At 38.5% G+C, this 26,062-nt stretch carries 27 protein-coding genes, 2 tRNA genes, 1 pseudogene and 1 riboswitch; of the genes and pseudogenes, 11 read left to right on the plus strand and 19 right to left on the minus strand.

All coding sequences use genetic code 11. From position 1 onward, the window contains the following. Positions 1-110: 110 nt before the first annotated feature. A complete protein-coding gene (hisH, locus tag K6V30_RS20090; protein WP_055268963.1) occupies positions 111-701 on the minus strand; it encodes an imidazole glycerol phosphate synthase subunit HisH in 591 nt (196 codons plus the stop codon). Next, on the minus strand, positions 701-1,558 hold the full coding sequence (gene purU / locus K6V30_RS20095) for a formyltetrahydrofolate deformylase (protein ID WP_055268964.1): 858 nt from the start codon (positions 1,556-1,558) through the stop codon (positions 701-703). The genes hisH and purU overlap by 1 nt, the downstream gene beginning before the upstream one ends. Before the next feature lie 441 nt (positions 1,559-1,999). Here purU and K6V30_RS20100 point away from each other — a divergent pair. The 4 genes from K6V30_RS20100 (at position 2,000) to K6V30_RS20115 (ending at position 4,228) form a co-directional block, all read left to right on the plus strand. Then, a tRNA-Asp gene (locus K6V30_RS20100) sits at positions 2,000-2,073 on the plus strand. 56 nt (positions 2,074-2,129) lie between these two features. Next, positions 2,130-2,203, plus strand: a tRNA-Asp gene (locus tag K6V30_RS20105). 233 nt (positions 2,204-2,436) lie between these two features. Then, positions 2,437-3,666: a site-specific integrase gene (locus K6V30_RS20110; protein WP_055268965.1), complete on the plus strand. Its 1,230-nt coding sequence runs from the start codon at positions 2,437-2,439 to the stop codon at positions 3,664-3,666. Between the two features lie 55 nt (positions 3,667-3,721). After that, the gene (locus tag K6V30_RS20115) at positions 3,722-4,228 is read left to right on the plus strand and encodes a DUF6680 family protein (protein WP_055268966.1); all 507 of its coding nucleotides are present in this window, start codon (positions 3,722-3,724) and stop codon (positions 4,226-4,228) included. A gap of 233 nt (positions 4,229-4,461) precedes the next feature. Here the strand turns inward: K6V30_RS20115 and K6V30_RS20120 are convergent, their stop codons facing one another. Genes K6V30_RS20120 through K6V30_RS20135 form a run of 4 tightly spaced genes read right to left on the minus strand, consistent with a single transcriptional unit; the run spans position 4,462 to position 5,722 of the window. Further along, entirely contained in the window at positions 4,462-4,755 is a 294-nt protein-coding gene (locus K6V30_RS20120) for a helix-turn-helix domain-containing protein (RefSeq protein WP_010538626.1), read from the minus strand. A 40-nt stretch (positions 4,756-4,795) separates the two neighbouring features. Next, positions 4,796-5,098 (minus strand): DUF3876 domain-containing protein, encoded by a 303-nt coding sequence (locus K6V30_RS20125; RefSeq protein WP_010538627.1) that lies wholly within the window; start codon positions 5,096-5,098, stop codon positions 4,796-4,798. Between the two features lie 10 nt (positions 5,099-5,108). After that, positions 5,109-5,426: a helix-turn-helix domain-containing protein gene (locus K6V30_RS20130; RefSeq protein ID WP_010538628.1), complete on the minus strand. Its 318-nt coding sequence runs from the start codon at positions 5,424-5,426 to the stop codon at positions 5,109-5,111. Beyond that, entirely contained in the window at positions 5,423-5,722 is a 300-nt protein-coding gene (locus K6V30_RS20135) for a DUF3408 domain-containing protein (protein ID WP_055268967.1), read from the minus strand. Before K6V30_RS20135 ends, K6V30_RS20130 begins: the two co-directional genes overlap by 4 nt. A 490-nt stretch (positions 5,723-6,212) precedes the next feature. Here K6V30_RS20135 and mobA point away from each other — a divergent pair, with 490 nt between their 5' ends. Further along, entirely contained in the window at positions 6,213-6,662 is a 450-nt protein-coding gene (mobA, locus tag K6V30_RS20140; RefSeq protein WP_055268968.1) for a conjugal transfer protein MobA, read from the plus strand. 69 nt (positions 6,663-6,731) lie between these two features. Here the strand turns inward: mobA and K6V30_RS20145 are convergent, their stop codons facing one another. The 5 genes from K6V30_RS20145 to K6V30_RS20165 form a co-directional block, all read right to left on the minus strand. Beyond that, positions 6,732-7,055 (minus strand): helix-turn-helix domain-containing protein, encoded by a 324-nt coding sequence (locus tag K6V30_RS20145; RefSeq protein WP_055268969.1) that lies wholly within the window; start codon positions 7,053-7,055, stop codon positions 6,732-6,734. Positions 7,056-7,183: 128 nt separating this feature from the next. Beyond that, a complete protein-coding gene (locus tag K6V30_RS20150) occupies positions 7,184-7,603 on the minus strand; it encodes an RteC domain-containing protein (RefSeq protein ID WP_044154150.1) in 420 nt (139 codons plus the stop codon). After that, the gene (locus K6V30_RS20155) at positions 7,557-7,796 is read right to left on the minus strand and encodes a hypothetical protein (RefSeq protein ID WP_044154245.1); all 240 of its coding nucleotides are present in this window, start codon (positions 7,794-7,796) and stop codon (positions 7,557-7,559) included. Before K6V30_RS20155 ends, K6V30_RS20150 begins: the two co-directional genes overlap by 47 nt. Before the next feature lie 38 nt (positions 7,797-7,834). Continuing rightward, positions 7,835-8,809, minus strand: coding sequence for a ketopantoate reductase family protein (locus K6V30_RS20160; RefSeq protein ID WP_055268970.1), 975 nt, complete (start codon positions 8,807-8,809; stop codon positions 7,835-7,837). Next, complete coding sequence (locus K6V30_RS20165) at positions 8,806-9,651, minus strand: helix-turn-helix domain-containing protein (RefSeq protein ID WP_055268971.1); 846 nt, start codon at positions 9,649-9,651, stop codon at positions 8,806-8,808. Before K6V30_RS20165 ends, K6V30_RS20160 begins: the two co-directional genes overlap by 4 nt. 402 nt (positions 9,652-10,053) lie before the next feature. On the opposite strand from K6V30_RS20165, the gene K6V30_RS20170 reads away from it, so the two are divergent. After that, the gene (locus K6V30_RS20170; RefSeq protein WP_224207191.1) at positions 10,054-10,833 is read left to right on the plus strand and encodes a DUF6731 family protein; all 780 of its coding nucleotides are present in this window, start codon (positions 10,054-10,056) and stop codon (positions 10,831-10,833) included. A 927-nt stretch (positions 10,834-11,760) separates the two neighbouring features. Here K6V30_RS20170 and K6V30_RS20175 read toward each other — a convergent pair. Beyond that, a pseudogene (locus K6V30_RS20175) lies at positions 11,761-13,125 on the minus strand (ATP-binding protein). 280 nt (positions 13,126-13,405) lie between these two features. Between K6V30_RS20175 and K6V30_RS20180 the strand changes: the two are divergent. After that, positions 13,406-14,002 carry a type 1 glutamine amidotransferase family protein gene (locus K6V30_RS20180; protein ID WP_055268973.1) on the plus strand — a complete coding sequence of 199 codons (597 nt, stop codon included), beginning with the start codon at positions 13,406-13,408 and terminating at the stop codon, positions 14,000-14,002. 358 nt (positions 14,003-14,360) lie between these two features. After that, the gene (locus tag K6V30_RS20185) at positions 14,361-16,109 is read left to right on the plus strand and encodes a helix-turn-helix domain-containing protein (RefSeq protein WP_070101306.1); all 1,749 of its coding nucleotides are present in this window, start codon (positions 14,361-14,363) and stop codon (positions 16,107-16,109) included. A 53-nt stretch (positions 16,110-16,162) separates the two neighbouring features. Here the strand turns inward: K6V30_RS20185 and K6V30_RS20190 are convergent, their stop codons facing one another. The 7 genes from K6V30_RS20190 to K6V30_RS20220 all read right to left on the minus strand — a co-directional run bounded on the left by K6V30_RS20190 (position 16,163) and on the right by K6V30_RS20220 (position 22,171). After that, a complete protein-coding gene (locus tag K6V30_RS20190) occupies positions 16,163-16,582 on the minus strand; it encodes a pyridoxamine 5'-phosphate oxidase family protein (protein WP_010538640.1) in 420 nt (139 codons plus the stop codon). Positions 16,583-16,675: 93 nt separating this feature from the next. Then, positions 16,676-17,554 carry an AraC family transcriptional regulator gene (locus tag K6V30_RS20195; protein WP_010538641.1) on the minus strand — a complete coding sequence of 293 codons (879 nt, stop codon included), beginning with the start codon at positions 17,552-17,554 and terminating at the stop codon, positions 16,676-16,678. Positions 17,555-17,677: 123 nt separating this feature from the next. Continuing rightward, on the minus strand, positions 17,678-18,226 hold the full coding sequence (locus K6V30_RS20200; protein ID WP_010538642.1) for a Crp/Fnr family transcriptional regulator: 549 nt from the start codon (positions 18,224-18,226) through the stop codon (positions 17,678-17,680). A gap of 38 nt (positions 18,227-18,264) precedes the next feature. Continuing rightward, entirely contained in the window at positions 18,265-19,629 is a 1,365-nt protein-coding gene (locus K6V30_RS20205; RefSeq protein WP_055268975.1) for an MATE family efflux transporter, read from the minus strand. A gap of 231 nt (positions 19,630-19,860) precedes the next feature. Next, on the minus strand, positions 19,861-20,187 hold the full coding sequence (locus tag K6V30_RS20210; protein ID WP_010538644.1) for a DMT family transporter: 327 nt from the start codon (positions 20,185-20,187) through the stop codon (positions 19,861-19,863). Between the two features lie 91 nt (positions 20,188-20,278). Then, positions 20,279-20,842, minus strand: coding sequence for a Crp/Fnr family transcriptional regulator (locus K6V30_RS20215; protein WP_010538645.1), 564 nt, complete (start codon positions 20,840-20,842; stop codon positions 20,279-20,281). 195 nt (positions 20,843-21,037) lie between these two features. After that, positions 21,038-22,171: an OmpA family protein gene (locus tag K6V30_RS20220; protein ID WP_010538646.1), complete on the minus strand. Its 1,134-nt coding sequence runs from the start codon at positions 22,169-22,171 to the stop codon at positions 21,038-21,040. Positions 22,172-22,602: 431 nt separating this feature from the next. Here K6V30_RS20220 and K6V30_RS20225 point away from each other — a divergent pair, with 431 nt between their 5' ends. From K6V30_RS20225 to nrdG, 3 genes are all read left to right on the plus strand, one after another. Beyond that, complete coding sequence (locus K6V30_RS20225; RefSeq protein ID WP_139147243.1) at positions 22,603-22,794, plus strand: hypothetical protein; 192 nt, start codon at positions 22,603-22,605, stop codon at positions 22,792-22,794. A gap of 302 nt (positions 22,795-23,096) precedes the next feature. After that, a riboswitch (cobalamin riboswitch) is annotated at positions 23,097-23,319 on the plus strand. A 130-nt stretch (positions 23,320-23,449) separates the two neighbouring features. After that, positions 23,450-25,543 (plus strand): anaerobic ribonucleoside-triphosphate reductase, encoded by a 2,094-nt coding sequence (nrdD, locus tag K6V30_RS20230; RefSeq protein ID WP_055268977.1) that lies wholly within the window; start codon positions 23,450-23,452, stop codon positions 25,541-25,543. Continuing rightward, entirely contained in the window at positions 25,527-26,012 is a 486-nt protein-coding gene (nrdG, locus tag K6V30_RS20235; RefSeq protein ID WP_010538648.1) for an anaerobic ribonucleoside-triphosphate reductase activating protein, read from the plus strand. The genes nrdD and nrdG overlap by 17 nt, the downstream gene beginning before the upstream one ends. The last annotated feature ends 50 nt before the right edge of the window (positions 26,013-26,062 follow it).

The following is a 26,062-nucleotide window of genomic DNA, read 5'->3' on the forward strand; positions in this document are numbered from 1 at the left end:
TGTCTATTTACAATTTGATAATTTACGATTTACTATTTAGTTTATTATAAACGACAACCGAGTTTATTATAAACGATAGCGGAGTTTATTATAAACTGCTGCAACGTTTATTAGAGATCCAGAAAGTTCTTCAGAATCTTCTCTCCCGTCTTTCCACTTTTCTCCGGATGGAATTGGGTGGCATAAAAGTTATCCTTATGCAAAGCCGCACTAAACGGATGAATATAATCAGTTTCAGCAGCAGTAAAGTCACAAACCGGCACATAAAAGCTATGCACAAAATAGACAAATTCCGGTTCGGTGAATCCCTCGAACAGTTTGCTATTTGTTTTCCCGATTGTATTCCAACCCATGTGCGGAACTTTGTCTTCATGCTTCTGCGGAACAAAACGTTTCACGTCCACATCAAAGATATTCAGGCAATCTCCCCCTCCTTCTTCGGAATACCGGCACATCAACTGCATACCGAGACAAATTCCGAACACAGGCTGACGCAGATTCTTAATCAGTTCATCAAGTCCTGTTGCCTTTAAATGATTCATGGTAGTTTCCGCCTCTCCTACTCCAGGGAAAATCACCTTATCGGCAGATTGAAGAATTTCCTTATCAGCAGTAATCACTGCTTCTATTCCCAACCTCTTCAAGGCGTAATCCACAGAACGGATATTTCCAGCATTGTATTTTACGACTGCTACTTTCATCAACTAAATATTACTGTTTTATTTTTATAAGCCAGAATCTTACGTTCGATATGTTTTTGTACCGCACGCGAAAGAACGATTTTTTCCAGATCCTTTCCTTTATTTACAAGATCTTCTATAGAATCTTTGTGTGTAATACGCACTACATCCTGTTCGATAATCGGACCGGCATCCAGTTCCGTAGTCACATAATGACTGGTTGCACCGATAATCTTCACACCTCTCTGAAATGCGGCATGATAAGGCTTTGCTCCCACAAATGCCGGAAGGAAAGAGTGGTGGATATTAATAATCTTATTCGGATACGCATTAATCATTTGTTCGGAGATCACCTGCATATAACGTGCCAATACGATAAAGGTAATGTTATGTTTGGCAAGCAATTCCATTTCTTTACGTTCCTGTTCTTCTTTTGTCTCTTTGGTGATAGGAAACAAGTAGAAAGGAATACCGAAACGTTCAGCCACATGCTGCAAATCCGGATGGTTACTTATAATAAGAGGTATTTCTACATTCCATTCGCCTGCCGTATAACGAGCCAGCATATCAAAAAGACAGTGGGACATTTTAGAGACAAATATAGCCATACGCGGTTTCACATCCGAGAAATAAAGACGGAAATCCATTTCATATTTCTGCCCATAAAGCGTTCTGAAATAATCTTCAATCTTCTCCTGCGGCACCAGAAAGTCTTTTAACTCCCATTCTATACGCATGAAGAATATGTTTTCCACATGGTCTACATACTGATCCAAATAAATAATATTTCCTTTGTTTACCGTAATAAAATCTGTCACTTCCGCAAGGATTCCCGGTTTATCGGGACAGTGCAATAACAGTTTGGCTGTAGTCATCATTCTTTTTACTAATTTACTATTCCGGGCAGAAAATGTTCTACCTCTCCTATTTTAGGGTGCAAAAATAACGATTTATTGCAAAACTACGAATTATTCAAGCAGAAAGTTGATATAAAAACGGTGATTTCTTACAGATAGAAAGATATCCAAAGTTATTTCCTATGATGAGGATGACAAGTTTCAGGATGGTGACGCTATCACCTTCGGATAGTGACGGTATCCCATCAAGATAGCGTCACTATGACGACCGGATAGCGTCACCATCCTGACAGAAGGAAAAACAACTTTTTTTCTTTATAAAAGTACTCAAAATGAGACACTAAGCATTTTTCTTGCTTTTTATTGAAAAAAAAATTTCATCAAAACATTTGCAGATTTACAAAAAACATCTACCTTTGCACCCGCAATCAAGAGAGATGCAGATTAACAAAATGACATTCTGGTTCGGTAGTTCAGTTGGTTAGAATACATGCCTGTCACGCATGGGGTCGCGGGTTCGAGTCCCGTCCGGACCGCTTCTTAAGTAATAGAGAAGCAGGAAGAATAAGATGAGTTAGTTTAATTAAAATTTGGTGCGTTAGTTCAGTTGGTTAGAATACATGCCTGTCACGCATGGGGTCACGGGTTCGAGTCCCGTACGCACCGCGAAAGCAAATAGTAAAGCTCTGAAATTCAAGGATTTCAGAGCTTTTTCTTTTTCCCCGCTTAGGCAAAAAATAGCGGTTTAAAGCAGTTCTCACGTGGCTTATTCGTGGGACTTTTTGAAAACTGTTTTTGCTCCCACGAATTGACGCTTTTGTCTTTGATTGTCAGCTTTTTGCGTAGCTGGTTTTTGAGTGTAGCAAACTAATTTTGTACCACTTAAAAAACAAAGAATTATGGGAGCAGTGAAAAGAAACACACTAAGCGTATTGTTCATTATCAAGAAAGCGAAACTTTTGAAAAACGGTGAAGCTCCTATTTGTATGCGCATCACCGTAAACAAACGAGTAGTCGAAGTTATGATTAAACGGAGCATTCCCGTAGATTTATGGAATCAGAAAAAGGAATGTTCCAAAGGAAAAGACCGTGTAGCTACAGAACTGAACCACTATATCAATACGATTCGTGCCAAAGTATTGCAGATACACCGTGAACTGGAAATAGACAACAAACCGATAACAGCCGATACAATAAAGGATTGTTTCTACGGACGGGACAAGGTGCAGCGCAGCTTGCTAGAAGTGTATGCGGAGCATAACGAGAAATGCCGTGCCCTGATTGGTAAGGAATATACGGAAAGCACAGTTACCAAGTTTGATACTTCCATAAACCGCTTGAAAGAATATATCCGTAGTTGTTACCACCGTGATGATATAATGCTGGCAGAACTGGACGGGCAATTTATCCGTGATTTTGATTTTTGGCTGAAAACGGATAAGCATTGCCAAAACAATTCCGCATTGAAGCATTTGAAGAACTTGAAAAAAGTTGTTCGTATTGCTTTGGCTAACGACTGGATAAAGAAAGACCCGTTTTACGGCATCCACTTCAAGCAGGAAGAAGTTAATGTAGAGTTCCTTTCACGTGAAGAATTGGATGTTTTGATGAACAAAGGATTTACTATCAAACGTTTGGAGCAGGTAAGGGATATTTTTGTCTTTTGCTGTTTTACCGCACTTGCTTTTGTCGATGTGCAGCAGTTAAGCCGTGAGCACTTGATAAAAGACAATAACGGTACTTTATGGATACGCAAGGCAAGACAGAAAACTAATCAAATGTGCAATATTCCTGTTTTATCTATTCCTCAAAGGATATTAAGGAAATATGAAGATAATGCAGAGTGCATAAAGAAAGGTGTGCTTTTGCCTGTAATTAGTAATCAGCGCATGAATGCCTATCTAAAGGAAATCGTTGATTTGTGCAGCATTACCAAACGCCTAACTACTCATGTTGCAAGACATACTGCGGCTACAGTTGTTTTTCTCGCTAATGATGTATCAATGGAAAATGTATCTAAGATTTTGGGACATTCCAATATCAGAATGACACAGCATTATGCAAAGGTTTTAGATAGCTCCATTATGCGTGATATGGTGAATGTGAAAAAGAATTTTTCAATAAGCTGAATTTTATTGCTTTTTTGATAAATAATTTCTATTTTCGTCTCAAAATAAGTAAAAAATGGATATACAGAATATTATAAATATAATAGCAATTGTTTTATCACCCATTATAGCAGTTCTTATAACAAGGTATTTATCAATCAGAACTGATAAGAAAAAAGATAAAATGGAAATTTTTAAGATATTAATGGCAACACGTTATAATAGGTGTACAATAGAATATGTTCGTGCGCTTAATTCTATTGATGTTGTTTTTTATGATAGTAAGAAAGTGCGAAAAGCATGGAGTGACTATTATTCTGTATTGCAACATCCTACTCCAAATTCCAATTTGATTTTTGATAAAGAGTTGTTATTAATAGAAGCAATGGCGCAAGATTTACATTATACAAACATAAAATGGGAAAATGTAAAGTCATTCTATTTCCCTCAATGGCTAAGCATTCAATATCAACAAGAAGCTAATTTTAAAAATGCCCAATTAACAATTACATCTTCTATATCACAATCATTGAGTGAAAGTGGCATGAAAAATGACAATAAGCAAGAGAAGAAGTTTGAGTAAATACAGACTGATTAGCGAAGATTCTTCCAAAGCTGAATAAAACATTAACAAAGGTAAGCTTCGTATTCCGTCCGTTCAAGCCCAAGCCCTACGGGTTTGAAAGAAAATCTCCACGCCTGCGCTACGCTCCGGGTAGTATTTTCTTCCAAAGGCTTGCACAGACGGAATACTACACTGATAGAGTTAATGTTCTTAGTCAGTTTCGGAAAAAATGTGTTTTTTAGGACGGTGGGTTATTCCTGCCGTTCCTTGTTGTAGTAGGTCTGCAAAAGCCGTTCTATATCGCTTTGACGGTAGATTATTTTGCCTTTTATCTGAATGTAAGGGATAACGCCCGTATCTCGCCATTCTTGCAGCGTGCGGATGCTTACTTTCAGATATTTGGCTGCTTCCCGGTTGCTTAGAAACTTCTCGCCGTTCAAATGCGGTCTGCTCTCCTTTGCCAGTCGGCTGATACCGTCTAACATTCTATCCATAGATTGAAAGAACTCTTTTATCATTTCACTGTTGCTGTTTATTAGTTCCATATTGATTTATAGTTAGCTTGAATGATTAGTATATACATTTTCAATTACGCAGATAATTGCCATAGTAAGAAATGGAAAGGCTGTCTTTTGCCTTGTCATAGCCGATATAAAGCCGCTTAAAGGCTGAAACAATAAAGTAACGGCTATCTTCTTTCTGTATCTCGTAAGTAGCGGGTTGCGCCTGTCCGTTATCCGATACATGAAGCATCGAAAGGAGATACTTTTTCTTACTTGGATATATCATCACCGTAGGATGAAGATTTAAACTTTCCCATGTACCCACAATAGCCGGGAGGGTAAAAGATTGGTTTGCTTCTGAATTGTCATCTTGTTTTCTTGTCATAAGGCGATACTTATTTATTGGTTGGTATATAGTTGTTTTTCTTTCCTGAAAGATGGTTAACTGTACATTCAGCAACCAGTGTTTCAATATCGACAGATTTATAGTACAGCTTATTCCCGATTTGGGAGTAACCCAGTTTACCACTGTCCCGGTAGTTCTGCAAACTTCGGATGCTGATACCGAGCAGGGCACACACTTCACGACCTGACAACCATTTATCGGACTGATGATTGTTCAACCTGCAAATGCGTTCCACCTGATTAGCAAAGTTGGCGAACCGACTGCATAACTGTTTAAAGGTCTGTTCCTCAATAGTTATTATATTCATTCTTTATTCTCTTTTGGCTGGTTGAATATTCCTTTTTGCATTTCTTCCCGGTAGAGAACCGAAAGGACATCATTGTACGTATTCAAATGCTCTTCCAGTACGTTATCAATGAAACTTCCGATGCTTACTTGTTTGTTTGTAATCACACCTACAATCTGCATGATACGTTTCTGTATTTCTCCACTTATGTACACGCTTTGACGGTTGCAAACCGCCCGCTTTTTAAAGAACACCGATTTATAGTTTTCCCGTTCCTTGCTTGCAGGTTCCTGTAATGATTGTTTTACTTCTTCCATACTTTCAATTTTTAATGGTTTATGAATAGGTTGATTGATTTTTAATAATGTTGAAAGATGGTAAGCCAGTTTTATGGCAGTATTGCCAAATCGTTAAACGCCTTTCAAACATGTTTTAAAGCCATATTCAAACCTTGTTTGACTGCCTTATATATTGCCACCATTCAATCAATTTTCAGCAAAGAAAAGGGTAAAAACAGATGCTTTTAAAAATGGGGGTACTTTGGCCGTTTGTGTCGCAATTTGGCGTAATAGCCCATCTTTCAGGGGTAAACAGCTGTCTGTAATTTTGTAACCGATAAACAGACATAGGAGGAAGCCGAACCGCTTGCTTTGGCAATCTGATCGTAGGGAAGATTTTTATGTTCATTGGAACATAGCAAGTTGTGTTTTGAGGCCCGCACTTCGTTTTTTGTGCCTCAAAACCTTGCCACCTTTGAAGGTGGTTGGTTTTACTCCGAAGTCGTAAAACCAGTAAATTATTATCAGTATGGAACAGAAAAGGAAGCCATTTAACAAAGGTGGGCGCAAGCCTAAACTTGACCCACGAACGCACCGTTATTCCCTGAATTTGGATGATGTGGAGAACGCCAAGTTCTTAGCTTTTTACGACCAGTCTGGCTATAAGGTAAAGGCACATTTCATCAAGAACTGTATCTTTGGAAAGTCGTTTAAAGTACTTAGGATTGATAAAAGCAAGGTTGATTATTACATCCAGCTCTCCCAACTGTTTTCACAATTCAGGAGCATAGGCATACTGTATAACCAAACGGTGAAAGAACTCCATTCCAATTTTGCGGAAAAGAAAGCACTTGCCCTGCTTTACAAACTGGAACAATACACTGTTGAACTGGTAAAGACAAACCAGCAGATTATTGCGCTTACCAAACAGTTTGAAGCATCTTATAAGGAAGAGGGAATAATATCGGCAGAGAAATAAGTACAGGCTTGTCAAAAGAAAAAACATCCCGGAACTGCCACGTGTACAGTTTCGGGATGAATTTCATACTTACTTATCCGTTCCGTGTTCTTTCTCGAACTTTCGGAGCGTACCCACATCGAACCGTTTCTTTATGAACTCACGCACATCGGAAGCCCGATAGTAGGCTTTCCCGCTAATCATCATAAAGGGCAGCAGTTTCTTGCTTCTCAATCTCTGCAATGTTCGGGTACTTACTTTGAACAACAGGCATAAATCCTGATTATCCAATAACTTATCACCCGGCATCACTTCGGGGTTGGTCTGCAAACTCTTTACATCTTTGCCTACTTCAAGCAGTTTATCAAGTAACTTTTGCATCCAGTCTTTGAACTCGTAATTATCTACATACATATTGCTTCATTTTTCAGGTTATACATTAAGATTTTCAATCGATTGATGAAGCAAAGTTCAGAAAAGGAAAGCAAACAAATTACAGGGTAGCATACGCTACCCTGTATAAATTGATGCTAAACACCTGATTATCTATACCCTTTGTTTTCGTGTTCTTTGCGGATAAGGTTTGCCAGTTCATTAAGGAACTCCGTTAGTTTGGCTGGTTTTCGCTTGATGACATCCATGTATTTTTGGTGATAATCACCTAATTTGATGTTAAAGAGCCATTCAAAGGCTTTTCCTAAGTCCGTCAGGTGAACAGTTTTTTCATTTTGATATATTATACGCTGGGAGAGAAATAGACCGCTGACTATTTCCATGATACTAATAAGGCTTGTTTTGTCTGCTAAATGGAGAGGGGAAAGGAATAGTTTATTTGCGTGTTGCTGAAACTGTTCCGGATATTTTATGCGCAGTTTGATAATACGCATTTCATTATTTAGTAATCCTATTGCTTCCTCAATTAAATGCAAGTAGGGCATTTTTTTCTTGCTCAAACCGCACACGATACGATTTAAGTCGATGCAAACCAAAGGAGAAATAACGAAGTAAAACGCTATAATCCTGTTCGTTGCAACTGAAATCAGCTAAATGTGTAGCCAATTCCTCAATAGCTTCTGTAAATTCTGTTACAGAAACTTTACGCTGCGAGCATTCCAATAATAATTGGAAAAATCTCTCTTGTAATATATCTTTCATATACTTATATTTAATGGCTATCGAATTGATAGCTTTATTCACTTACTTTTATTAGTTTGGTTAGAAGATATATAACTTTTTAATTGTGCCAAATTAGAAGTTATAACAGCATATTTTACACCACTATCTATTATATCATCTATCATTTGCCTTATTTCAGCAGGAGAATGATTTATATGTCCATCAAACATAAGTTGCAGAGCATCATTACTATAAATTTTCTTAGCTATTGGCACACTGATAAATAGAGGTAAAAGATATAATCTGTTTGCTTTTTCTGTTTTAGGATTGATGCCCATTCTTTCACAAATAGCTAAGCCTTCCCGAATAGCTTTCATTGTAGTTTTGATAATAGCTGTATTCTCTATAAATTTAGAGGCACTTCCGGCACTCATTATTCCCGCTGAAAGACCGGCAGCGACAGCATAATGTGTGATTAGCCATACTAATATTTGATTAGAAATGACAGGCTTTAAGTTTGCTTTATCCAGTATTATAGAAAGCTTTTCTACTCGTGGAGTTATCCGCCCGTCTTTTTCACCTAACGGAGTATTGGAATATTTTAGACCTGAAATGGCACAATGTATGCTTTTATCTTCTTTTCCGCCCCCGACCATAAAGGGAAAGGCAAAAAAATATTGTTCAGGTTTTAGATATTTATCTATTTCAGTAAAAACATCCCAGTTATTTTGGAAAAATACAACATTTGCTTTTCCTGCTGACTTTGAAAGACTTGGCAATATAGTTGATAATTGCAATTTATTGGTGGAGACAATAATGTATTCAAAATCATTATTTGACGAAAGTTCGTCTATTACTGTAGGCTTAAAGATTATATCTGTATCTTTTTTTACTTTCTCTCTAAAGTCAGAACAAATAATGTGAATACCATTTTTTTGTACAAATTCTTTTTGCCCTTTACGCACCAATACAGTAACGTCACATCCTGCTTTGGATAATTGCCAGCCATAAGTACAACCCACTACGCCAGCACCGTATATCAATATTTTCATAAAGCGATATTATTAAGTTCTTTGTTGTCGTTGATAAATACAGAATTGAATTCCGATAGATTTTCGGTATAAATATCACAAATATCAAGTAACTGTGTAGGGGTATAACCCGTGAACATTTTAAACTCTTTTATTAAATGTGATTTATCATAATATCCACAATCATAGGCAACCTTACTTATACTGATTTGTGGAGTTGATTGCAAAATATTGAATGCCTTTCTAAATCGTGTGATTTGGATAAAATCTTTTGGATTTAGTCCTACATATTCAGCGAATATCCGTTTGAATTGCTTATATCCTAAACAAGCCGTTTGAGATAAAACGGATATATTTCCTTCACCTTCATTGATATTGTGTATAGTAGCCATCATCCTATTGGCGTTGCATGATATATTTTCGCATAGTCTATTTAATAAATATTCTTCTATCAATCTGACTATTTGATAATTATCTGATGCTTCATTTATTTTCTCTTCCAATTCTACTAAATAGGTATTATCTAACAAATCAATGCTTATATTCTGATTAGTAAACTCTTCCATAGGATATGGAAAAAACATCCTGCATCCGATAGGCTGGAATAAAATAATGACCATATCCAAGAAGGAAAATTCTATGTCTGAATAAGTACTGATTTGCCCACTTATATAGGATTGTGGCTGCGTTCCCTTATGAAAAGAAGAAATAATTTTATTTCCTTTATGAAAAACAAGTGCTACACAACCTGCCGGGATAGAACGTTGGAAGCCTTGCTTTACATCATCTATCCTTAAAAACCAATATTGCTTTATATAAGGAGCGAGCAATTTGGTAGGTTGTATTACTTGAATTTTCTCCATTTTGCCTTAACTATCAGGCAAAAGTAAGATTTCTTAGATTGATAATAGGTGTAAAAAAGGGACATTCTAACAAAAAAGCCCTAAAAGCTAATAGAAAAATGTATCAGAATTGATTTTTAATCTCTGTTTGCCATAGAATTATTGAAAGAATACAAAGCAAATTAGGAGTAAATAAAAGGGTAGTGCCCTACTTTTACAAAAAAAATATTTTTGTAATCATTTGAACTTTAGAAAATTAACCAACAATATAATGGCGTTTATAAATTTGCGTTCTTATTAGCCATATCAAAAAATGAATAAAGGTCAAGTTTGATTGTGTATATTATTAATATTTTCTATTTAAAAATTTGCTTAATTCGTTGTAACGTAATACTTTTGTAAGTAACAAAAGACGATAATACTATGGTTAATAAAAAAGTAACATGCTATTCAGTGAATATTCCAGAAAGCATGGATTTTGTACAACTCCTTTTAGATAACGAAGAATCTTCGTTAAAACCCTTTGTTCTTGATCAATATAGAACAATCGAACTTAAATATACTCAAATACAGAAAAATGGAAGTATTGTTGGTCTATTTGTAACTACAAGTCGAAAAAATATTCCACCGGCTCATAAACCTGGAAATGGAGACGATTATACAGCATTGCCCTTAGATGATGGACAAGGCTTAGCCTATCCTAATGTATTTTTATATGATCCCCAATTTAAAGTACTATATTTAGAGACAAATAGAATGGGAGTTAGTCCGTCAAAAATATGTGCATATTTTGAGGCGAGGGCTATTAGGGACTCTATTCCTACTTTTTGGATTGAAATCAGTCCTCTTTTAAAAAAAGAGGCGTATGAAAGAGTTGAAAACATGGTGAGAATAAAATATGTAAATTTGAAATTAGCTAAACCAACCGGGCTTCTTAGAAATAATTTGTCTAAAGGGTCATCAAGAGGATTGGCAAGTATATCCGATCAGCTTAATGCAGATAAATACATGCAATGTTCTTTTACTGCGGATAAAGTAAAAAGCTTAAAGAAAGGGGAAATCTTAAATATTATAGATAGTTTTGGACGTATTCATTCAGAGGCAACAGAATTAGGGCGAGAAAAAGGTAATAAACTTATAATTAAAGGAAATATCTTAGATGAAGATGGAGCTGAAATAGAGGATGTTGTAGATTTTTACTAAACAAAATTGATTTTCGTTTTTCAATAGAAGAACCTATTATAGCTTCAAACCTTCAATTTATGGATAGAAAAAATGGTATTAATACGGTTTATATGAAACTTTATAAAGAAGTTTCTACTGTGGTAGATAGTATTCAGCGTTTAAGAAAGGAGTAAAATATATTCAAAAATCTATAACTTAGGAATATGACCATATTCATAACAAATATCCATATTGCAACAAATATATTGTAATAAGGTATTTGAATTTCTAATGTTAATAAAAACACACAGGTTAAGATAACAGATAAAAAAGAATATATTACCGCTGTCTTATTGTATTGTATTAACTCTGGAAATCTATTAGTATCAATTAAATTTTTAATAGCGGAATTGTTTAACTGCATCAAAGTTACCATCGTTGTCAATAAAAACCCAAAAACAATACTTTCCGCTGTAACTAAAGCTGATATAAATGTTTTATCAAAACATTTATAATAACACTTATCTATTATTTCATTATCTTTAAAAAAGTACAATAGCAAACATATCATCGAAGAAAATAGTAATGGATATAATTTCTCCCATTTGTTGGATATGTATAACTTTATCTGTTCAAACATACTAAGTTTCTTTATTTGCAGTAAAGATACAATATTTTCTTGTAAAAATTATAGGCTATTGATGATTATTATATGAACTATTTCGTATTTTTGCACCAACTCAAACAACCACCGCAACACCAAGCAATCCAAAGAATTGCACACGTGGGGTTATTAGTGGGAGAAAGATTTTAGAGATTGCTAAGATATTGAGTACGTGAAGAATAGAATAAAGGTTCATCTTCCGTACGCACCGCGAAAGCAAATAGTAAAGCTCTGAAATTCAAGAATTTCAGAGCTTTTTCTTTTTCTTCACTTTAGCAAAAATAGCGGGTTCTTTACTTTAATTAGCCGATAGCATCAATAATTTCCTGAGGTGTTATCACCAGAGCATCACTCTCACGAAGCGGCTTTTGTTTCAGGAATAATACCGGAACGATTTCCTGCCCTTTCAAGAAAGGGAGTTTCCGAGCTTTGGCAGTCAGTTCATAAATTAGCCTGCCTGCATCTTCACCTTCTGTCCATTTACATTCCCCGACAAGCAGTTTCTTACCGTCCATACTCTGTGCCACTACGTCCAGTTCGATAGCTTCATCCCTTGATACATTGCCCCACCAACGTCCGGCAAGATTGTACATATCTCCGCCGATTACTCCACCACTGACGGCCTGACGGCATAGTTTTTCCCACCAGGCAGATACATATCGAGAAAACTGTGAGCAGATAGCATCCGTCACAAAACCGGAACGTCCGAGTTCTATCAGCGAGCGGTTGGGAACTACAAAATGAAAATAGAAATCCATAAATGGGTCACTTACCTTATACAGGCTCTTCTTGCTGTTCTTCGGATTCTCACCGAAAGGAATCTCCCGTTCGATGAAATCCAGTTAGCGTAGTTTCTCTAATGGACCGGATAAATGGGTAGCCGGTTTTTCCAGGCGTGCGGCAATTTCCGATAACCGGTTGGCACCGCTCCCAATCACAGAGAGAAGCGTCGATGCCTGAATTACATCCCGCATATCGTCCATAAACAGACGGATCGGTTCCTCGTACAGTGTACCTAACGGATTGAGTATATTATAAGCTATTGACTCCTGCAAGCCGTCATCTTGTAACCGAAGCTCCCAATAACGGGGCACACCTCCCCATATAGCATATTCTTCCACCGTACTCACAGCATCCGAATGCAATACTTCCTGTAAATACTTAATATGTATAGGAGATAGTTTCAGCATCTGGTCTGCACGTCCGTATAACGGGGCACTACCATCCAATATCAATCCCTGCATCAATTGTTGGGAAGACCCACAAATAATCAGGTTATACTTAAGGCTACGGGAATCTATCAACCTTTGCAATAGGGCAGGGAGTTCAGGAGAACTCTTGACCAAATACGGGAACTCGTCCAAACAGAGTGAAAAACGCTCTTGAGTCCGATGGTTAAGAGCTGTCAGTATTGCTTCCCAATCAGGATATACTACTTTATCAAAATCCGGTATTACCATACCGATTTCTTTGGCAAGCAGGCTGATTTGATGCGCACGCTCGGTTTGGTCAGCTATATAGTACACATCATTTGAAGTCAGCACTTTTTTTATCAGGGTGGATTTTCCTAACCTGCGCCTGCCATATACAACGACAAATGCAGATTTCTCACCGTTCAACGCTTTTTGGAGCCGTTTTTGTTTTTCTATCCGATCTACGAATTCCATATTTCAATTATTATAGAATACAAAAATAATGTTTCTACTCCATAATAATAAGTATCTTACTTGTTTTCTAATTTAAGTTCTCTTCTTCTATACCCAACTTCTTTTTAATGCCACTTGCACCTATTTTGCATTCTCAAATTAGTCAGACGGAACGTTTTCCCGAAACTGAAACACTCTCCGTTACACAAAATCTTCAAGTACATAAATTTATTCGTCCGGCTATGGACTCATAATTCAATTAAATATAGCATCTTTGTGCATACAAAAAATAGAATAACGTATGAAAGAAGTAATATTTGTATTATTAAATGGTTTTGCCGATTGGGAGGGTGCATTTACAGCCATCTGTTTGAATCAGGGTGTTAAACCCGGAAACCCCATCAATTATAAAGTAAAATACCTCTCAATAACCAAAGAGCCTGTCACTTCAATAGGAGGACTCAGAGTATTACCCGATTATGATCTAAAAGATATGCCGGAAGACTATGCGGGCCTGATATTAATCGGCGGCATGAGATGGTTTTCACCGGAAGCCGAATTGATTGTTCCGCTTGTAAAGAAAGCACTCAAAGACAAGAAACTGGTTGCTGGTATTTGCAACGCCTCCGTCTTTCTTGGTATGCATGGTTTTTTAAATGAGGTAAAGCATACCAGCAATACACTCGATTACTTGAAACAATATGCCGGAGATCAATATACAGGCGAATCCAATTATATAAATAAACAGGCTGTAAGAGATGAAAATATTGTAACTGCCAATGGCATCGGACAACTGGAATTTTGCAGGGAAATATTATATGCATTAGAAGCCGATACAGCTGAAGCGATAGAAGAAAGTTATCTGTTTTATAAGAATGGGGTCTGTCCGAAAGGATAAACAAACGAAGAATATAGACATAAGAGACTTCTGGTATTATTGGTATTTACCAAACTATTTTCGGTAAATACCAGTAGCATTGAATATAGCATTCTCATAACGGATATATTTCATTTTGATGTCAGATACATAACAAAAGGATGACAAACAGCTGGTCCACCTCCCTTTTCTTAGTTAAATCCCTCCATAAAATGATCCTTTGATAAATATTACCCCTATTTTTGACGAAAAATACCCAGTCCGGATATAGGAAACTAATTATACTTGCAGTAGCATATTAGAACCAAGCTATGTGATTGAATGAAAAAAACGGCATAGGCTTATCACAAAAACTATTTAACCCTTATTTAAATTCTGTATGAGACTTATATTAATATTCACTTTTACGCTGATTAGTGCGAATCTAAATCAGACGCATCCATATTCAGGTATTTTCCATCCTCCTATAAAGGCAGAAAAAGATGCAAGTTCCCTGACATATCCCATTGGAAGTCTCAGCCTCGGATTATTTATATCTCTACTAGCCTACCATCGAACAAAACGCAACAAAGAACTACTTTCCCACGACAAATTAAGCCTTGCCCTGAGCATGGTACACAGGACTCAAACTCCATTAACATTAATGCAGAATCTGCTGAATGACATCGATTCGGAAAAACTTCCGGAAGATATCTCAAAAAAGCTAAATCATGCGCTCGGTTACACGATGCATGTCATGGAATGCTACCAAAACATTGCAGTCCTGAACAAGCTGACCAATCATGCAGCTTCAGAATTTCAAACCAACGAATTCGAACTTCATACTTATATCAATTCAATAATCACCCATTGCCGGACATACGCCCAAACACGCAGGATACAACTATGCACCAACAGGGAAGCAGGCTACGTCAGTTGCCGGATCAATGAAGCTATGATGACTGCAACGCTGCAATGTTTACTATATAAGATAATAGATATAACTCCCCGGGAGGAGCACATAGACATTAGGGTGTCACATACCGATGGCTACTGGAACCTACAAATAAGCAACAGCACGTATACTGAAAAAAGGGATTCACGTTCGGGACAATCGATCCTGGCAGGAATGCCAATATCTTATTGCAGGCATTTCCATATAGTCAAGAAAATAATCCGCCTACATGATGGAAAAATAACAGGAAGAAAAAAAGGAAGAGGCATTTTTATCCAAATCAGTATCCCTATACATATCCCTTGCAGAAAAGATTACTGCCCGATCACTCAATATTCTGTAATGAATGGTTACGAAAACACTTTTCCCTGCAAAGAGCAGTTGTCTCCAAAAGACAAAGAGGCATCGAAAGGCAATAAAGTACCTCATGTCCTTCTGGTTATGGCAGATACAGAACTGAGCGGTTATCTACATGAACGATTCTCGAAAAACTTTCAGGTTTCCGTTTTTGACAATCCCGAACTGGTTTGTTCCTCTCCCACCCAGCGTAATCCGGATGTCATCATTGTTGACGAAACAGTCAATGGCATATATGGAAGTGAGCTTTGCTCAGAGATAAAGGCGGATACCTGTATGTGTAATATTCCGGTAATCCTTCTGATAAGCCTGTGCGATAGCGAAAGCTATCTGGCACATATCGGCTGTGGTGCCGACAAAGTAGAATTACGTATGATAAACGTCTGCAAACTCAAGGCAGATATAATAGCTCTGATCAATCACCGTGCTGCACAAAAAGAGCGACTCAAAGAGTTTGCGGCAGCTACTCTTCCTGCCAACCATTCTGAAAAGGTATCACAGGGCGACAGTGACGCCATACTGATAGATAAAATACAGAAATGTCTGGAGAAGAATCTTTCGAGTGAAAAATATACAGTAGAAATGCTGTGTGCCGACATAGGAATGAGTCGCACAGCATTCTATAACAGAGTGAAGTTCATTGTTGGAAAATCTCCCACCAATTACATTCTCTCCTATAAGATGGGGATTGCCAAAACGATGCTGGCTTCCAGACAATATAATGTTTCTGAAATCGCAACCTTACTAGGCTATTGCGATGCCAAATATTTCGGGAAGAAATTCAAAGAATTTTATGGTATTTCACCCATGCAATACGTCAGGGATGTAATGGGATAACTCTCTTCATTTACTTGTCCTACCAATCCCATAACACTCCCTGTTTCCAAGCTTTATTCAACCATGAAACTCTCAGACTTAAAACCGCTGTAAAACCTTCCGGAAGTTGCCGTAAATTTCAGCACGCAATAGTCGGGATCTGTCACGCCTTCCGGATAATACATGGTGTCACCCTCCTGCCAGATCATCTCTTTACTGGCACTATCAGTCAGCACTTCCATAGTGCCACGCAGCATCACACCTCTAAAAAACCTCGCATCACAAAAGTAAATACAGGCATGATTGTTTTCCCTATACTGCGCGACACGCATTGATGAAGTGTTTGTCGTCAGATAAACTGTTTTTATCCCTTCCCGCTTTCGGGGTTGCAACATGGCCTTGATATTAGGAAATCCTTCATTATCTATGGAACCGATAAAAGCCGTTTTCAACTTATCAATCATGTTCCCTACTGTCTTTTCTGCATCTCTCATTATTCAATTATTTTAAATGGTTATTATCTGATGCGAAAGTAGGAATATAGAACACAATCAGTGCAATAAAAAGAAAGGGAGAAATAGCACTTTTTACGGTTTATGCGTTTTTCGATAAAGTAGAGGCGTTTCTCCCGTATGTTGTCGGAAGCAACGGATAAAATAAGAAACGGTTGAGAAGTGAAGTTCAAATGCAATATCCGATATAGAGGAATCTGTATAGGCAAGTAGTCTCTTAGACTCATCCATTACTTTATTCTGTATATATTGCTTCGCACTGAGTCCCATTATTGAAGTTACAATCTCATTCAGGTAATTCGGAGTAATGCAAAGTTTATCTGCATAATATTGAACAGAATGCTGTTCTTTCAAATGGGCGTCAACTAACTTAATAAATTTGTTTATATGGATATTGTTGGTTTCTTTACTTGTACTCTCTCCCCCGATATCCGCTTTTTGATAGGCCCGGTTCAACAACATCAGTACTTCATAGAGTAATGCCCTCAATACATGTACATCATTCTGTTTGTACGAATCAATCTCCGCTTTAATGTTATACAATATCTGAAGGATACGCATATAAAGTTCATCCGACAACTGTAATTTGGATGATGTCTTCCCCGATTTGAAGAATGAGAGGTGCTGCACAAAAAGAGAATCTTTAAAAAGAGAAGATAAAAACTCATCTTCAAAGATCAAGGCATAGCCATTAACTATACGATGGGTATCCCAATTCCGAATCTCTCCCGGTTTAGAGAAAAACACATCACGGGAAACCGCTTCACAAGTCTGATTATCTATCGAGAACATGCCCTCTCCTTCTGTGACAAACGTGATATCATAGTAAGTCAGCGTATGGACAGAACTTAGGGCGAGGAACTTCTTTACATACTTCAGTTCGACGACATCTACTAAAAGTTCACTCCCATACTTATTCTTATAGAAAGTATATCGGGGGATCGAGTTCTTCATTTGAGATACAAAAATAATATTCCTTATCAAATAATCCAAAGCCTCTCCAACTAAAAAAACAGGAAGCCCACAGACTATTTAATAAGGAATATATTAAAGAGACGGATCACAAGAAAATGTTTCTTATTTATGACTGCCAGCCAAGTATCCCAGACTTGTCACGTCAGCCCCTAAATAATAAGTAATGTATTTCAAAGGGACCCTGTACAGGATATCGGGTATCTCTGTCAATAAAGAAAGATATCTTTCTCTGATTGTCAGTTTACGGGTATTTACATTCATTTCCTCTTTCAAATAAAACTGATATTCCATCAGCTGACGCATCAGATTGGCAAACGTTATGGATGTTGCGCATAACTCTTCAATCTCATCTTCACTGATGTAATAGGCAACACACCTTGTCAGTGTTTTTATAGAATGCTTACTTGTATTGTAGCACAAGATAGCATCACCTTCGGACAGGAATCTGACAGTTTTGTCCTCTCCCTGCCGGGTAGTAAATGTATGCAGGATGCCGGAAACGATAATATACAAGCTCTGCTCGGGCATTGTAGCAGAAGCAATCGTTTCTCCTTTATCCAGATACACCATTTCCATGCGAGCCAACAGTTCTTTCACTTCCTTTTCTTCAACCTGATACTCAAAACAGAGTTTCTTCAAATAAGCTTCCATACAAATTGATTTTAGTTAATATATCCACTTAAAAACACCTAATTCGACATAGCAGGCATCATTGTGCCTTTCAAATAAACTTTCTTCCGTGTATACCTTAAATACCAAATGCATATCAATAATGAAACCACTGTTGAAACAGGCGGAGCAAACCCCATGATAAACAGGGAAGAACTATCTATCTGGCTGAACCAGTACGACAACGGAATCCTAAACAGGAAAGTCGCTATCAAACTGTGAATCATCGGGAATAGTGAATTTCCCTGTCCGCTGAAGTAAGAATTTATGCAGAACACAAAACTTACTATAATACAGTCGATGCTATATCCTCGCAGATACTCCGCCGCCATTGCCACAACCGCAGCATCTTTCGTAAAGAATGCGGTAAGCGTTTCCGGCAGGAATTGTGAATAGACACAAACCGATATACCGAAAACAAGTGCAATACCTATCCCGGAAGCCAGACATCTGTTCATCCGCTGTATGAGTCCGGCTCCGTAGTTTTGTGCTGTCATCGTTGCCACTGCCGATGAAATCGCCATCGGAGGCAACATGGCAAACACTATGATTTTCTCTACAACACCTAAAGAGGCCGATGCGATCACTCCCATCTGATTGACTATAACGGTTATAATCAAAAAGGAGATATTAACCAACGCATCCTGCAACGCAATAGGTGCCCCCAATGTCATGATTCTTTTAGCCAGATTCCGGTTCAGCCGGATATCTTTTCGTGTAAACTCAAAATGGAATCCATGCCGATATAAGAACCAAAGAGATATCACAAAGCTGACTCCCTGCGCCGTTATGGTGGCAACTGCTGCTCCTGTAGCTCCCAAATGGAAATATCCTACCAGTATAAAATCAAGTACAATATTAATCACACATGCCAGCGCTACAAAACAGAGCGGTGTCTTAGAGTCTCCCAACCCACGCAGAATACCACATACGACGTTATATCCTACTATAAACAAGATGCCGACCGAACACACCAGAATATAACTTTTCGTATCTGCCATTGCTTCCATCGGCGTATGCATCAACTCCGCTATCTGACCATGAAAGGCCACCATGACCAAAGTAAGCAGTACCCCGATCATTGAAAACAGCCACACGGAAGAACCGATGGTAAAAGCCACCTTCTTGTCATCCTTGGCTCCGGTAGCAATAGCGATCAGCACGGTTGTTCCCGTCGTAATACCAAGAATAATACCTGTAATTGTCTGCATCACCTGGCTGCCGATAGCCACAGCCGCTACACTTGCAGAATCATCGTATTGTCCCACAACAAAGAGGTCAGCCCCGCCATAAAGCGCCTGAAGCACATTCGCAATCAGAAAAGGAACCGCAAATTGCAGTAATACCTTCGGAACGCTCCCTTGTGTCAAATTTAACTCCTTCATAGTTTCTTCGCTACTTATTCCTCTAATCTCTATTTGTTACAAAATAAAATAGTGCCGGACAAGCTGAATGATTCGCACCATTCATCTTATCCAGCACCATAATTATTATTATAGCACCCTCCGATGAGGATTTTCTATGCCTGTCCTTATTTTGGGGCTGCAAATATGGGCTTTGTTTTCATAACTACCAAATTATAATCGATAATTATTTTTTTATGATACCATAAGGTATCAATGTGATACCAATTTCAAACCAACGATGGAGCAAATCAATGTGAAGATAAAAAACATTCTGCTCCAGCTTGCCGGTTCTTTAAAGAAAAAGATACCGATCAACACAGTGCCTGCCGCACCGATACCGGTCCATATAGCATAAGCTGTGCCAACAGGCAATGCCTTTGTTACTCTTATCAGGAGAAGCATACTGACACATAAAGATATCAGCAACCCCAATGACCACAGATATTTCTCTACTCCTATAACCCTGTTTATTTTTCCCAGACAGAAGGTAAATACCAGTTCGAGACATCCTGCCAAAATCAAAAGAATCCAGTTCATAACACTTATTGTTTTTAGTTGCAAAGGTCATGAATTTCCGTCCACCTCTATTTTACATTTGTAAAAAAGGAATTTTACATTTGATAAAAAATCACCTGATCTTTGCCCGGATTCTACTTAGATTGACCTGCGAGATACCTAAATATGACGCTATAATACCCAGCGGTACGCGTTGAAGTATATCAGGATAGTCGGATATCAGTTCCTGATATCTCTCCAATGAAGTTTTGAATTGTCGGGAAATAAAAAGTTTCTCTGATTTGATACATTCTCTTTCGGCAAATTTCCTTCCCCAGTTGGCTATGTGTATATCTTCCAGATAGAGATTATGCAATTTATCAACACTCAGTTCATACAGGGCGCTGTCTTCCAAAAGTTCAATATTCTCATATCCCGCCTGATTATCATAGAGAGTTTGCAACGGGAAAATAGCATCTCCCTCCTTCCCGAACCAGAATGTAACTTTCTTATCCGACTTATGGGTGTAGGCATGCAGCATCCCTTTCTTCATCAGATAAAATTTAGTGCTTTTACGGTTTGCCCAAAACAGATGGAAACCTTTAGGATATACCACTTCGGAAGCATCACTCAATAATGCTTCTTTCGAAACATCCGGCAGTTTATATATGTTGTCAATGATATCATGTATATCCATAAATAGTTTTATTTCAATTGCTTTGCCACTCTTTTCAGCATAAAACGGATGGTTTGCCAAAAATAGTCACTTTAAATAAACAAACAATGACTTTACCCATTTTTCTGTACTTCGTCCATTCATATTTTGTTTTAAAACAAAATAAGGGCTGCCCCATACAAGGACAGCCCTCACCTATTCTATTTACATATCCTATTAATCTTCAATAGTACATATACTTACACGGTTCCAGTCCGGTTCGGTAAACATGTCACCTACTCCCTGACCTTCGGCAGTGATACGTGCCGGATTAATCTTATATTTGTTGACCAAGATCGTTTTTACAGCCTCTGCACGAGCCGCAGCTATTCGGGCATTGACTTCCACACTACCTTCCGGAGAAGCATATCCTTTGATCACTACTTTTGAGTCGGCATATTTCTTCATATAAGAAGCTACACGTTCTACATTCGGGAGCTGTGAAGCATCAACCGATGATTTGCCTTGTCTGAAAGTAATGATAGATTCGGGAACACGGGCAGTCTTTACCACAGTTTCAACCGGAACAACCTTAGTGCGACATGCTTCAAGTTCCTGCTGCAATCCGCTGATTTTCTGGTTAGCGCTGTTCAACTCACCATCCTTATTATTCACCTGTCCACGAAGAGCATTGACAGAAGCGTTCAGATCGTCAATTTCGCCTTGGTTGTAAACTCTCACTTCAGTGAAGTAACGGTTTCCTGAACTGGTCTTAAAGTGATAAGTCAGTCCGGCAGTCAATTCAAATGCCGCATTGTTGGCATTGAAACGGCTTTTTGCCTGATTGAAGTCACCTTGCATATCATATACAATGGCTGGTTTCACTCCTAAAGTCCAGGCTTTGCTTTCACCAAGGTTAAAGTTCAGATTCAATCCGAAGCGGGTAGACCATGAATTCTGATCGCCATCGCCATTCACATAATAGTGCAGCCAACCCGCACCGGCTACTGCCTCAACCTCAAACAAACGAGGAACACCCTTGTAACCTGCAAACAGGTTCATCAGGTTTACTTTACCCAACAGGCTAACGTCAGATGCGTCAAAAGCTGTTTTGCTTTGGGTAGTATTGATATATCCCATGCCTTGCAATCCTAAACCAAATATAGGAGTTAATTGTTTGGAGACTCCGATTCCGAAACCGGGACGTGCATTCTTAAAGAAAGCGCTGTGAGTAAGAGGAGTAATCACACCGGCGTTTACTTCTACAGACCAATTATCTGCAAACTTTGTACCTTCCACAACAGTCTGGGCATTCGCTGTAAAAGCGCCCAATACCATAGCTAATAAAATAATAGATTTTCTCATAATCATTCTTTTTTAAATTGTAATGTTTCATTTGCTAAATTATTAGAAATGTTTTATTTGCTCATGTCTAACTTTTTAGTTCATAATTAAAGCTCGTTATTTAGATTAAACAACATTCCATATCAAATATTAGTTCGCAGGTCTCTAGCTGAATTAACATCTATTTACTCAATCCATCCAGGAGAAACGATACATGTATGTTCCGGCATTCCCTGTTAGAGAACAAATATGAAAGAACGACTATTATGCAAAAACTGGATACGAAATATACAGAGGGATCAGAAGGAAGATCGAAAAAACGGCTGGATTTCCAATCTAAAAATATCCAATGAACAGGAATATCGATTATTATATTGCGATATGATACAATTCTGTAGCTGTTACATCCCCAATAACACCAATTGTAAGAAAACCAGTCCAAGTTAACACAATATATAGTGATGGAAAATGAAAACAACCAGCGTAAAAAGCCGGTTGAAAAAGAGATTTCCCCCTTCCTTGCAAAGAAAACAAACCTTCCTCACCGACCAATGACCCGTTCCTTTAAAACCAACGGACCGTTTCATTTAAAGGAACAACCTGTTTCATGCATTGTTATGATGCATATAACAGTTATATTGATGCAATAAAGCCTTCAGAAAGTGTATATTATTTCATCTTTATATGCATAATTCTCTCTATCTAAAGAAAATCATACCGAAAACATTCATTCTCAATATTAAAAACAGAACATTGATAAAAGACACAAATCGATGAGATTAACACTTTATTTTCACTTTGCGACAGTATCCGGGTTTGTGTATCCTGTTTCAAAAAAGATTTTTTTCTTTTTATTATGCACAGTGAAATCAGCATAACGGCTTTCAGATATATGCTAATAATAGCCGAATAATTTTATCCCCTTTTCAGTTGGATTATTGATTTAATTTCTAACTTTGCCGACAACATCGGTTTCCGAATCATCATCAACATGAAACGGAATTAAAAGGGAATCCCGTGAAAATCAGGAACTATCCCCGTAGCTGTAAGTTTTATCCCTCCATCAGAATGAGAGAAATGTTGTGGCATTCATCCGCCACTGGTTTTGCTGAACAAACCGGGAAGGCGTCACAACAGAAACAAGTCAGAAGACCTGCCGATATGATAACCGTTATTCCAGGCTTTCGGGTGAAAGGCAATAGAACGAATCCTACACAGATCCATTTTATTACAAGCTCCGGAAATTGTCGTGCACGAATAACTATGTAAGCACAAATTATATTTGTTAATTCTTAAAATATAGGTATAATCAGTTCGGAGATATTTATTATCAAAAGGGACGGGAAGAAAGAACTTTTTTCCCTCGACAAAATTAAGAATGCAATATCCAAGGCATTCTTGTCAGTAGGAAGTTTTGCAACACAGGATGTTATCACCAACGTGTTGAGTCGTGTCAGTATCAGTGACGGGACAAATGTAGAAGAAATCCAAAACCAGGTGGAGGTCGCCCTGATGGCAGAGCATTATTACAGCGTTGCCAAGGCATATATGCTGTATCGCCAGAAACATCTGGAAGACCGGGAAGTAAGGGACAAGCTCAAATTTCTTCTCGATTATTGCGACGCTTCCAATCCGGCTACCGGCAGCAAATACGATTCCAACGCCAATATGGAGAACAAGAATATCGCCACACTGATAGGCGAACTCCCCAAATCGAATTTTATCCGCCTCAACCGCCGCCTGTTGATAGACCGCCTGAAAGATATGTACGGCAAAGAAATATCCGACCGTTATCTGGACCTGCTGAATCATCACTTCATCTACAAGAATGATGAAACCAATCTTGCCAACTACTGTGCAAGTATTACGATGTATCCCTGGTTGATAGCAGGCACAACAGCCGTAGGAGGCAATTCCACTGCCCCCACCAATCTGAAATCTTTCTGTGGCGGATTCGTCAATATGGTATTCATCGTATCGAGTATGTTGAGCGGGGCATGCGCTACGCCCGAGTTTCTGATGTATATGAACTATTTCATAGGACTGGAATACGGACAGGATTATTATAAGAACCCCGATAAACTCGCAGACCTATCCCTGAAACAAAGATCGATTGACAAAGTTATAACGGACTGTTTCGAACAAATAGTTTATTCCATCAATCAGCCTACAGGAGCACGCAACTTCCAGGCTATCTTCTGGAATGTAGCTTATTATGACAAGTATTATTTCAACAGCCTTTTCGAGCACTTCGTTTTCCCGGATGGAAGCAAGCCCGACTGGGATTCACTCAGCTGGTTGCAGAAGCGTTTTATGAAATGGTTTAATAAAGAACGCACCCGCACCGTACTGACATTCCCTGTCGAGACAATGGCACTCTTGACAAAAGACGGTGACGTGCTGGATAAAGAATACGGTGACTTCACTGCCGAGATGTATGCAGAGGGGCATTCCTTCTTTACTTATATGAGCGACAATGCCGATTCTTTGAGCAGTTGCTGCCGCTTGCGTAATGAGATACAAGACAACGGTTTCAGTTATACGCTGGGAGCCGGAGGAGTTTCTACCGGTTCTAAAAGTGTGCTCACCATCAATCTGAACCGCTGTATCCAGCACGCTGTAAAATCCGGCATGCTTTATCCTTTCTTTCTGGAAGAAGTAGTCGATCTGGTTCATAAAGTACAACTGGCCTATAATGAGAATCTGAAGCAACTGCAGGCAAAAGGAATGTTGCCGCTATTTGATGCCGGTTACATCAATATGAGTCGTCAGTATCTTACTATCGGTGTAAACGGACTGGTGGAAGCCGCACAGTTCATGGGAATCGACATTAATGATAATCCTAAATATGAAGCTTTTGTACAGGAAATTCTCGGCATGATTGAAAAATATAACAAGAAATACCGTACAAAAGACATTCTGTTCAACTGTGAAATGATTCCTGCCGAAAATGTCGGAGTGAAGCATGCGAAATGGGACAAGGAAGCAGGATTCCAGACTTACCGCGAATGCTATAACAGTTACTTCTATATCGTAGAAGATCAATCGCTGAACATCGTCGATAAATTCCGTCTGCATGGCCATCGCTATATCGAACATCTGACAGGCGGTTCTGCTCTGCACATGAACCTGGAAGAACATCTCAGCAAAGAACAATACCGGCAATTACTCCGTGTGGCTGCTACCGAAGGCTGCAATTACTTTACATTCAACATTCCGAACACCGTATGTAATAAATGTCATCACATCGACAAACGGTATCTGCACGAGTGTCCCGAATGTCATAGCGAGGATGTGGACTATCTGACCCGCGTTATCGGCTACATGAAACGTATCAGCAATTTCTCCCAGGCACGTCAAAAGGAGGCAGACCTCAGATATTATGCTTCGGTACGCTGATTACGATATTGTATTTCAAGAAATACCGGACGAAGTAACGCTGGCTATCAATCTCTCCAACTGCCCCAATCACTGCAAAGGCTGCCATAGTCCTTACCTGATGGAGAACGTTGGAGAGCCCTTGAATGAAAACAGCCTTTCCGTACTGCTCGACAAGTACGGAAAGGCTGTCACGTGCGTCTGCTTTATGGGTGGCGATGCTTCACCAGCGGAAGTAGAACGGCTGGCTGAATATCTAAGCAGGCAGACTATCGCTCCGGTAAAAGTCGGCTGGTATTCCGGGAAATCGAAATTACCGGATCATTTTAATGTGTCTTATTTCCAATATATAAAGTTAGGACCTTACATAGAAACTCTGGGCGGATTAAAATCTGAAACAACCAATCAGCGTCTGTACCATATCGTAAATGGGACAATGGAGGACATTACCTATCGTTTCCTTCCGCATCACTCCAAAAAGAATTCTTAAAAAGATACGCTCAAACAGATTATACTGTTTATCGTTTGAGTGTTATTTTT

Origin of the sequence: Bacteroides faecis, assembly GCF_020091505.1 — a bacterium.
GTDB lineage: Bacteria > Bacteroidota > Bacteroidia > Bacteroidales > Bacteroidaceae > Bacteroides > Bacteroides faecis.

Bases quoted from the DNA above. Each gene is read 5' to 3' on its own strand.
- K6V30_RS20190 (WP_010538640.1), bottom strand. From the start codon at position 16,582: ATGAGAGATGCAGAAAAGACAGTAGGGAACATGATTGATAAGTTGAAA.
- K6V30_RS20200 (WP_010538642.1), bottom strand. From the start codon at position 18,226: ATGGAAGCTTATTTGAAGAAACTCTGTTTTGAGTATCAGGTTGAAGAA.
- K6V30_RS20130 (WP_010538628.1), bottom strand. From the start codon at position 5,426: ATGAATATAATAACTATTGAGGAACAGACCTTTAAACAGTTATGCAGT.
- K6V30_RS20115 (WP_055268966.1), top strand. From the start codon at position 3,722: ATGGATATACAGAATATTATAAATATAATAGCAATTGTTTTATCACCC.
- K6V30_RS20135 (WP_055268967.1), bottom strand. From the start codon at position 5,722: ATGGAAGAAGTAAAACAATCATTACAGGAACCTGCAAGCAAGGAACGG.
- K6V30_RS20145 (WP_055268969.1), bottom strand. From the start codon at position 7,055: ATGTATGTAGATAATTACGAGTTCAAAGACTGGATGCAAAAGTTACTT.
- K6V30_RS20185 (WP_070101306.1), top strand. From the start codon at position 14,361: ATGAGACTTATATTAATATTCACTTTTACGCTGATTAGTGCGAATCTA.
- purU (WP_055268964.1), bottom strand. From the start codon at position 1,558: ATGATGACTACAGCCAAACTGTTATTGCACTGTCCCGATAAACCGGGA.
- K6V30_RS20160 (WP_055268970.1), bottom strand. From the start codon at position 8,809: ATGAAAATATTGATATACGGTGCTGGCGTAGTGGGTTGTACTTATGGC.
- K6V30_RS20125 (WP_010538627.1), bottom strand. From the start codon at position 5,098: ATGACAAGAAAACAAGATGACAATTCAGAAGCAAACCAATCTTTTACC.
- K6V30_RS20215 (WP_010538645.1), bottom strand. From the start codon at position 20,842: ATGGATATACATGATATCATTGACAACATATATAAACTGCCGGATGTT.
- nrdG (WP_010538648.1), top strand. From the start codon at position 25,527: ATGCTTCGGTACGCTGATTACGATATTGTATTTCAAGAAATACCGGAC.
- K6V30_RS20220 (WP_010538646.1), bottom strand. From the start codon at position 22,171: ATGATTATGAGAAAATCTATTATTTTATTAGCTATGGTATTGGGCGCT.
- hisH (WP_055268963.1), bottom strand. From the start codon at position 701: ATGAAAGTAGCAGTCGTAAAATACAATGCTGGAAATATCCGTTCTGTG.
- K6V30_RS20120 (WP_010538626.1), bottom strand. From the start codon at position 4,755: ATGGAACTAATAAACAGCAACAGTGAAATGATAAAAGAGTTCTTTCAA.
- K6V30_RS20195 (WP_010538641.1), bottom strand. From the start codon at position 17,554: ATGAAGAACTCGATCCCCCGATATACTTTCTATAAGAATAAGTATGGG.
- K6V30_RS20180 (WP_055268973.1), top strand. From the start codon at position 13,406: ATGAAAGAAGTAATATTTGTATTATTAAATGGTTTTGCCGATTGGGAG.
- K6V30_RS20205 (WP_055268975.1), bottom strand. From the start codon at position 19,629: ATGAAGGAGTTAAATTTGACACAAGGGAGCGTTCCGAAGGTATTACTG.
- K6V30_RS20210 (WP_010538644.1), bottom strand. From the start codon at position 20,187: ATGAACTGGATTCTTTTGATTTTGGCAGGATGTCTCGAACTGGTATTT.
- K6V30_RS20110 (WP_055268965.1), top strand. From the start codon at position 2,437: ATGGGAGCAGTGAAAAGAAACACACTAAGCGTATTGTTCATTATCAAG.
- K6V30_RS20155 (WP_044154245.1), bottom strand. From the start codon at position 7,796: ATGAAAGATATATTACAAGAGAGATTTTTCCAATTATTATTGGAATGC.
- mobA (WP_055268968.1), top strand. From the start codon at position 6,213: ATGGAACAGAAAAGGAAGCCATTTAACAAAGGTGGGCGCAAGCCTAAA.
- K6V30_RS20170 (WP_224207191.1), top strand. From the start codon at position 10,054: ATGGTTAATAAAAAAGTAACATGCTATTCAGTGAATATTCCAGAAAGC.
- K6V30_RS20165 (WP_055268971.1), bottom strand. From the start codon at position 9,651: ATGGAGAAAATTCAAGTAATACAACCTACCAAATTGCTCGCTCCTTAT.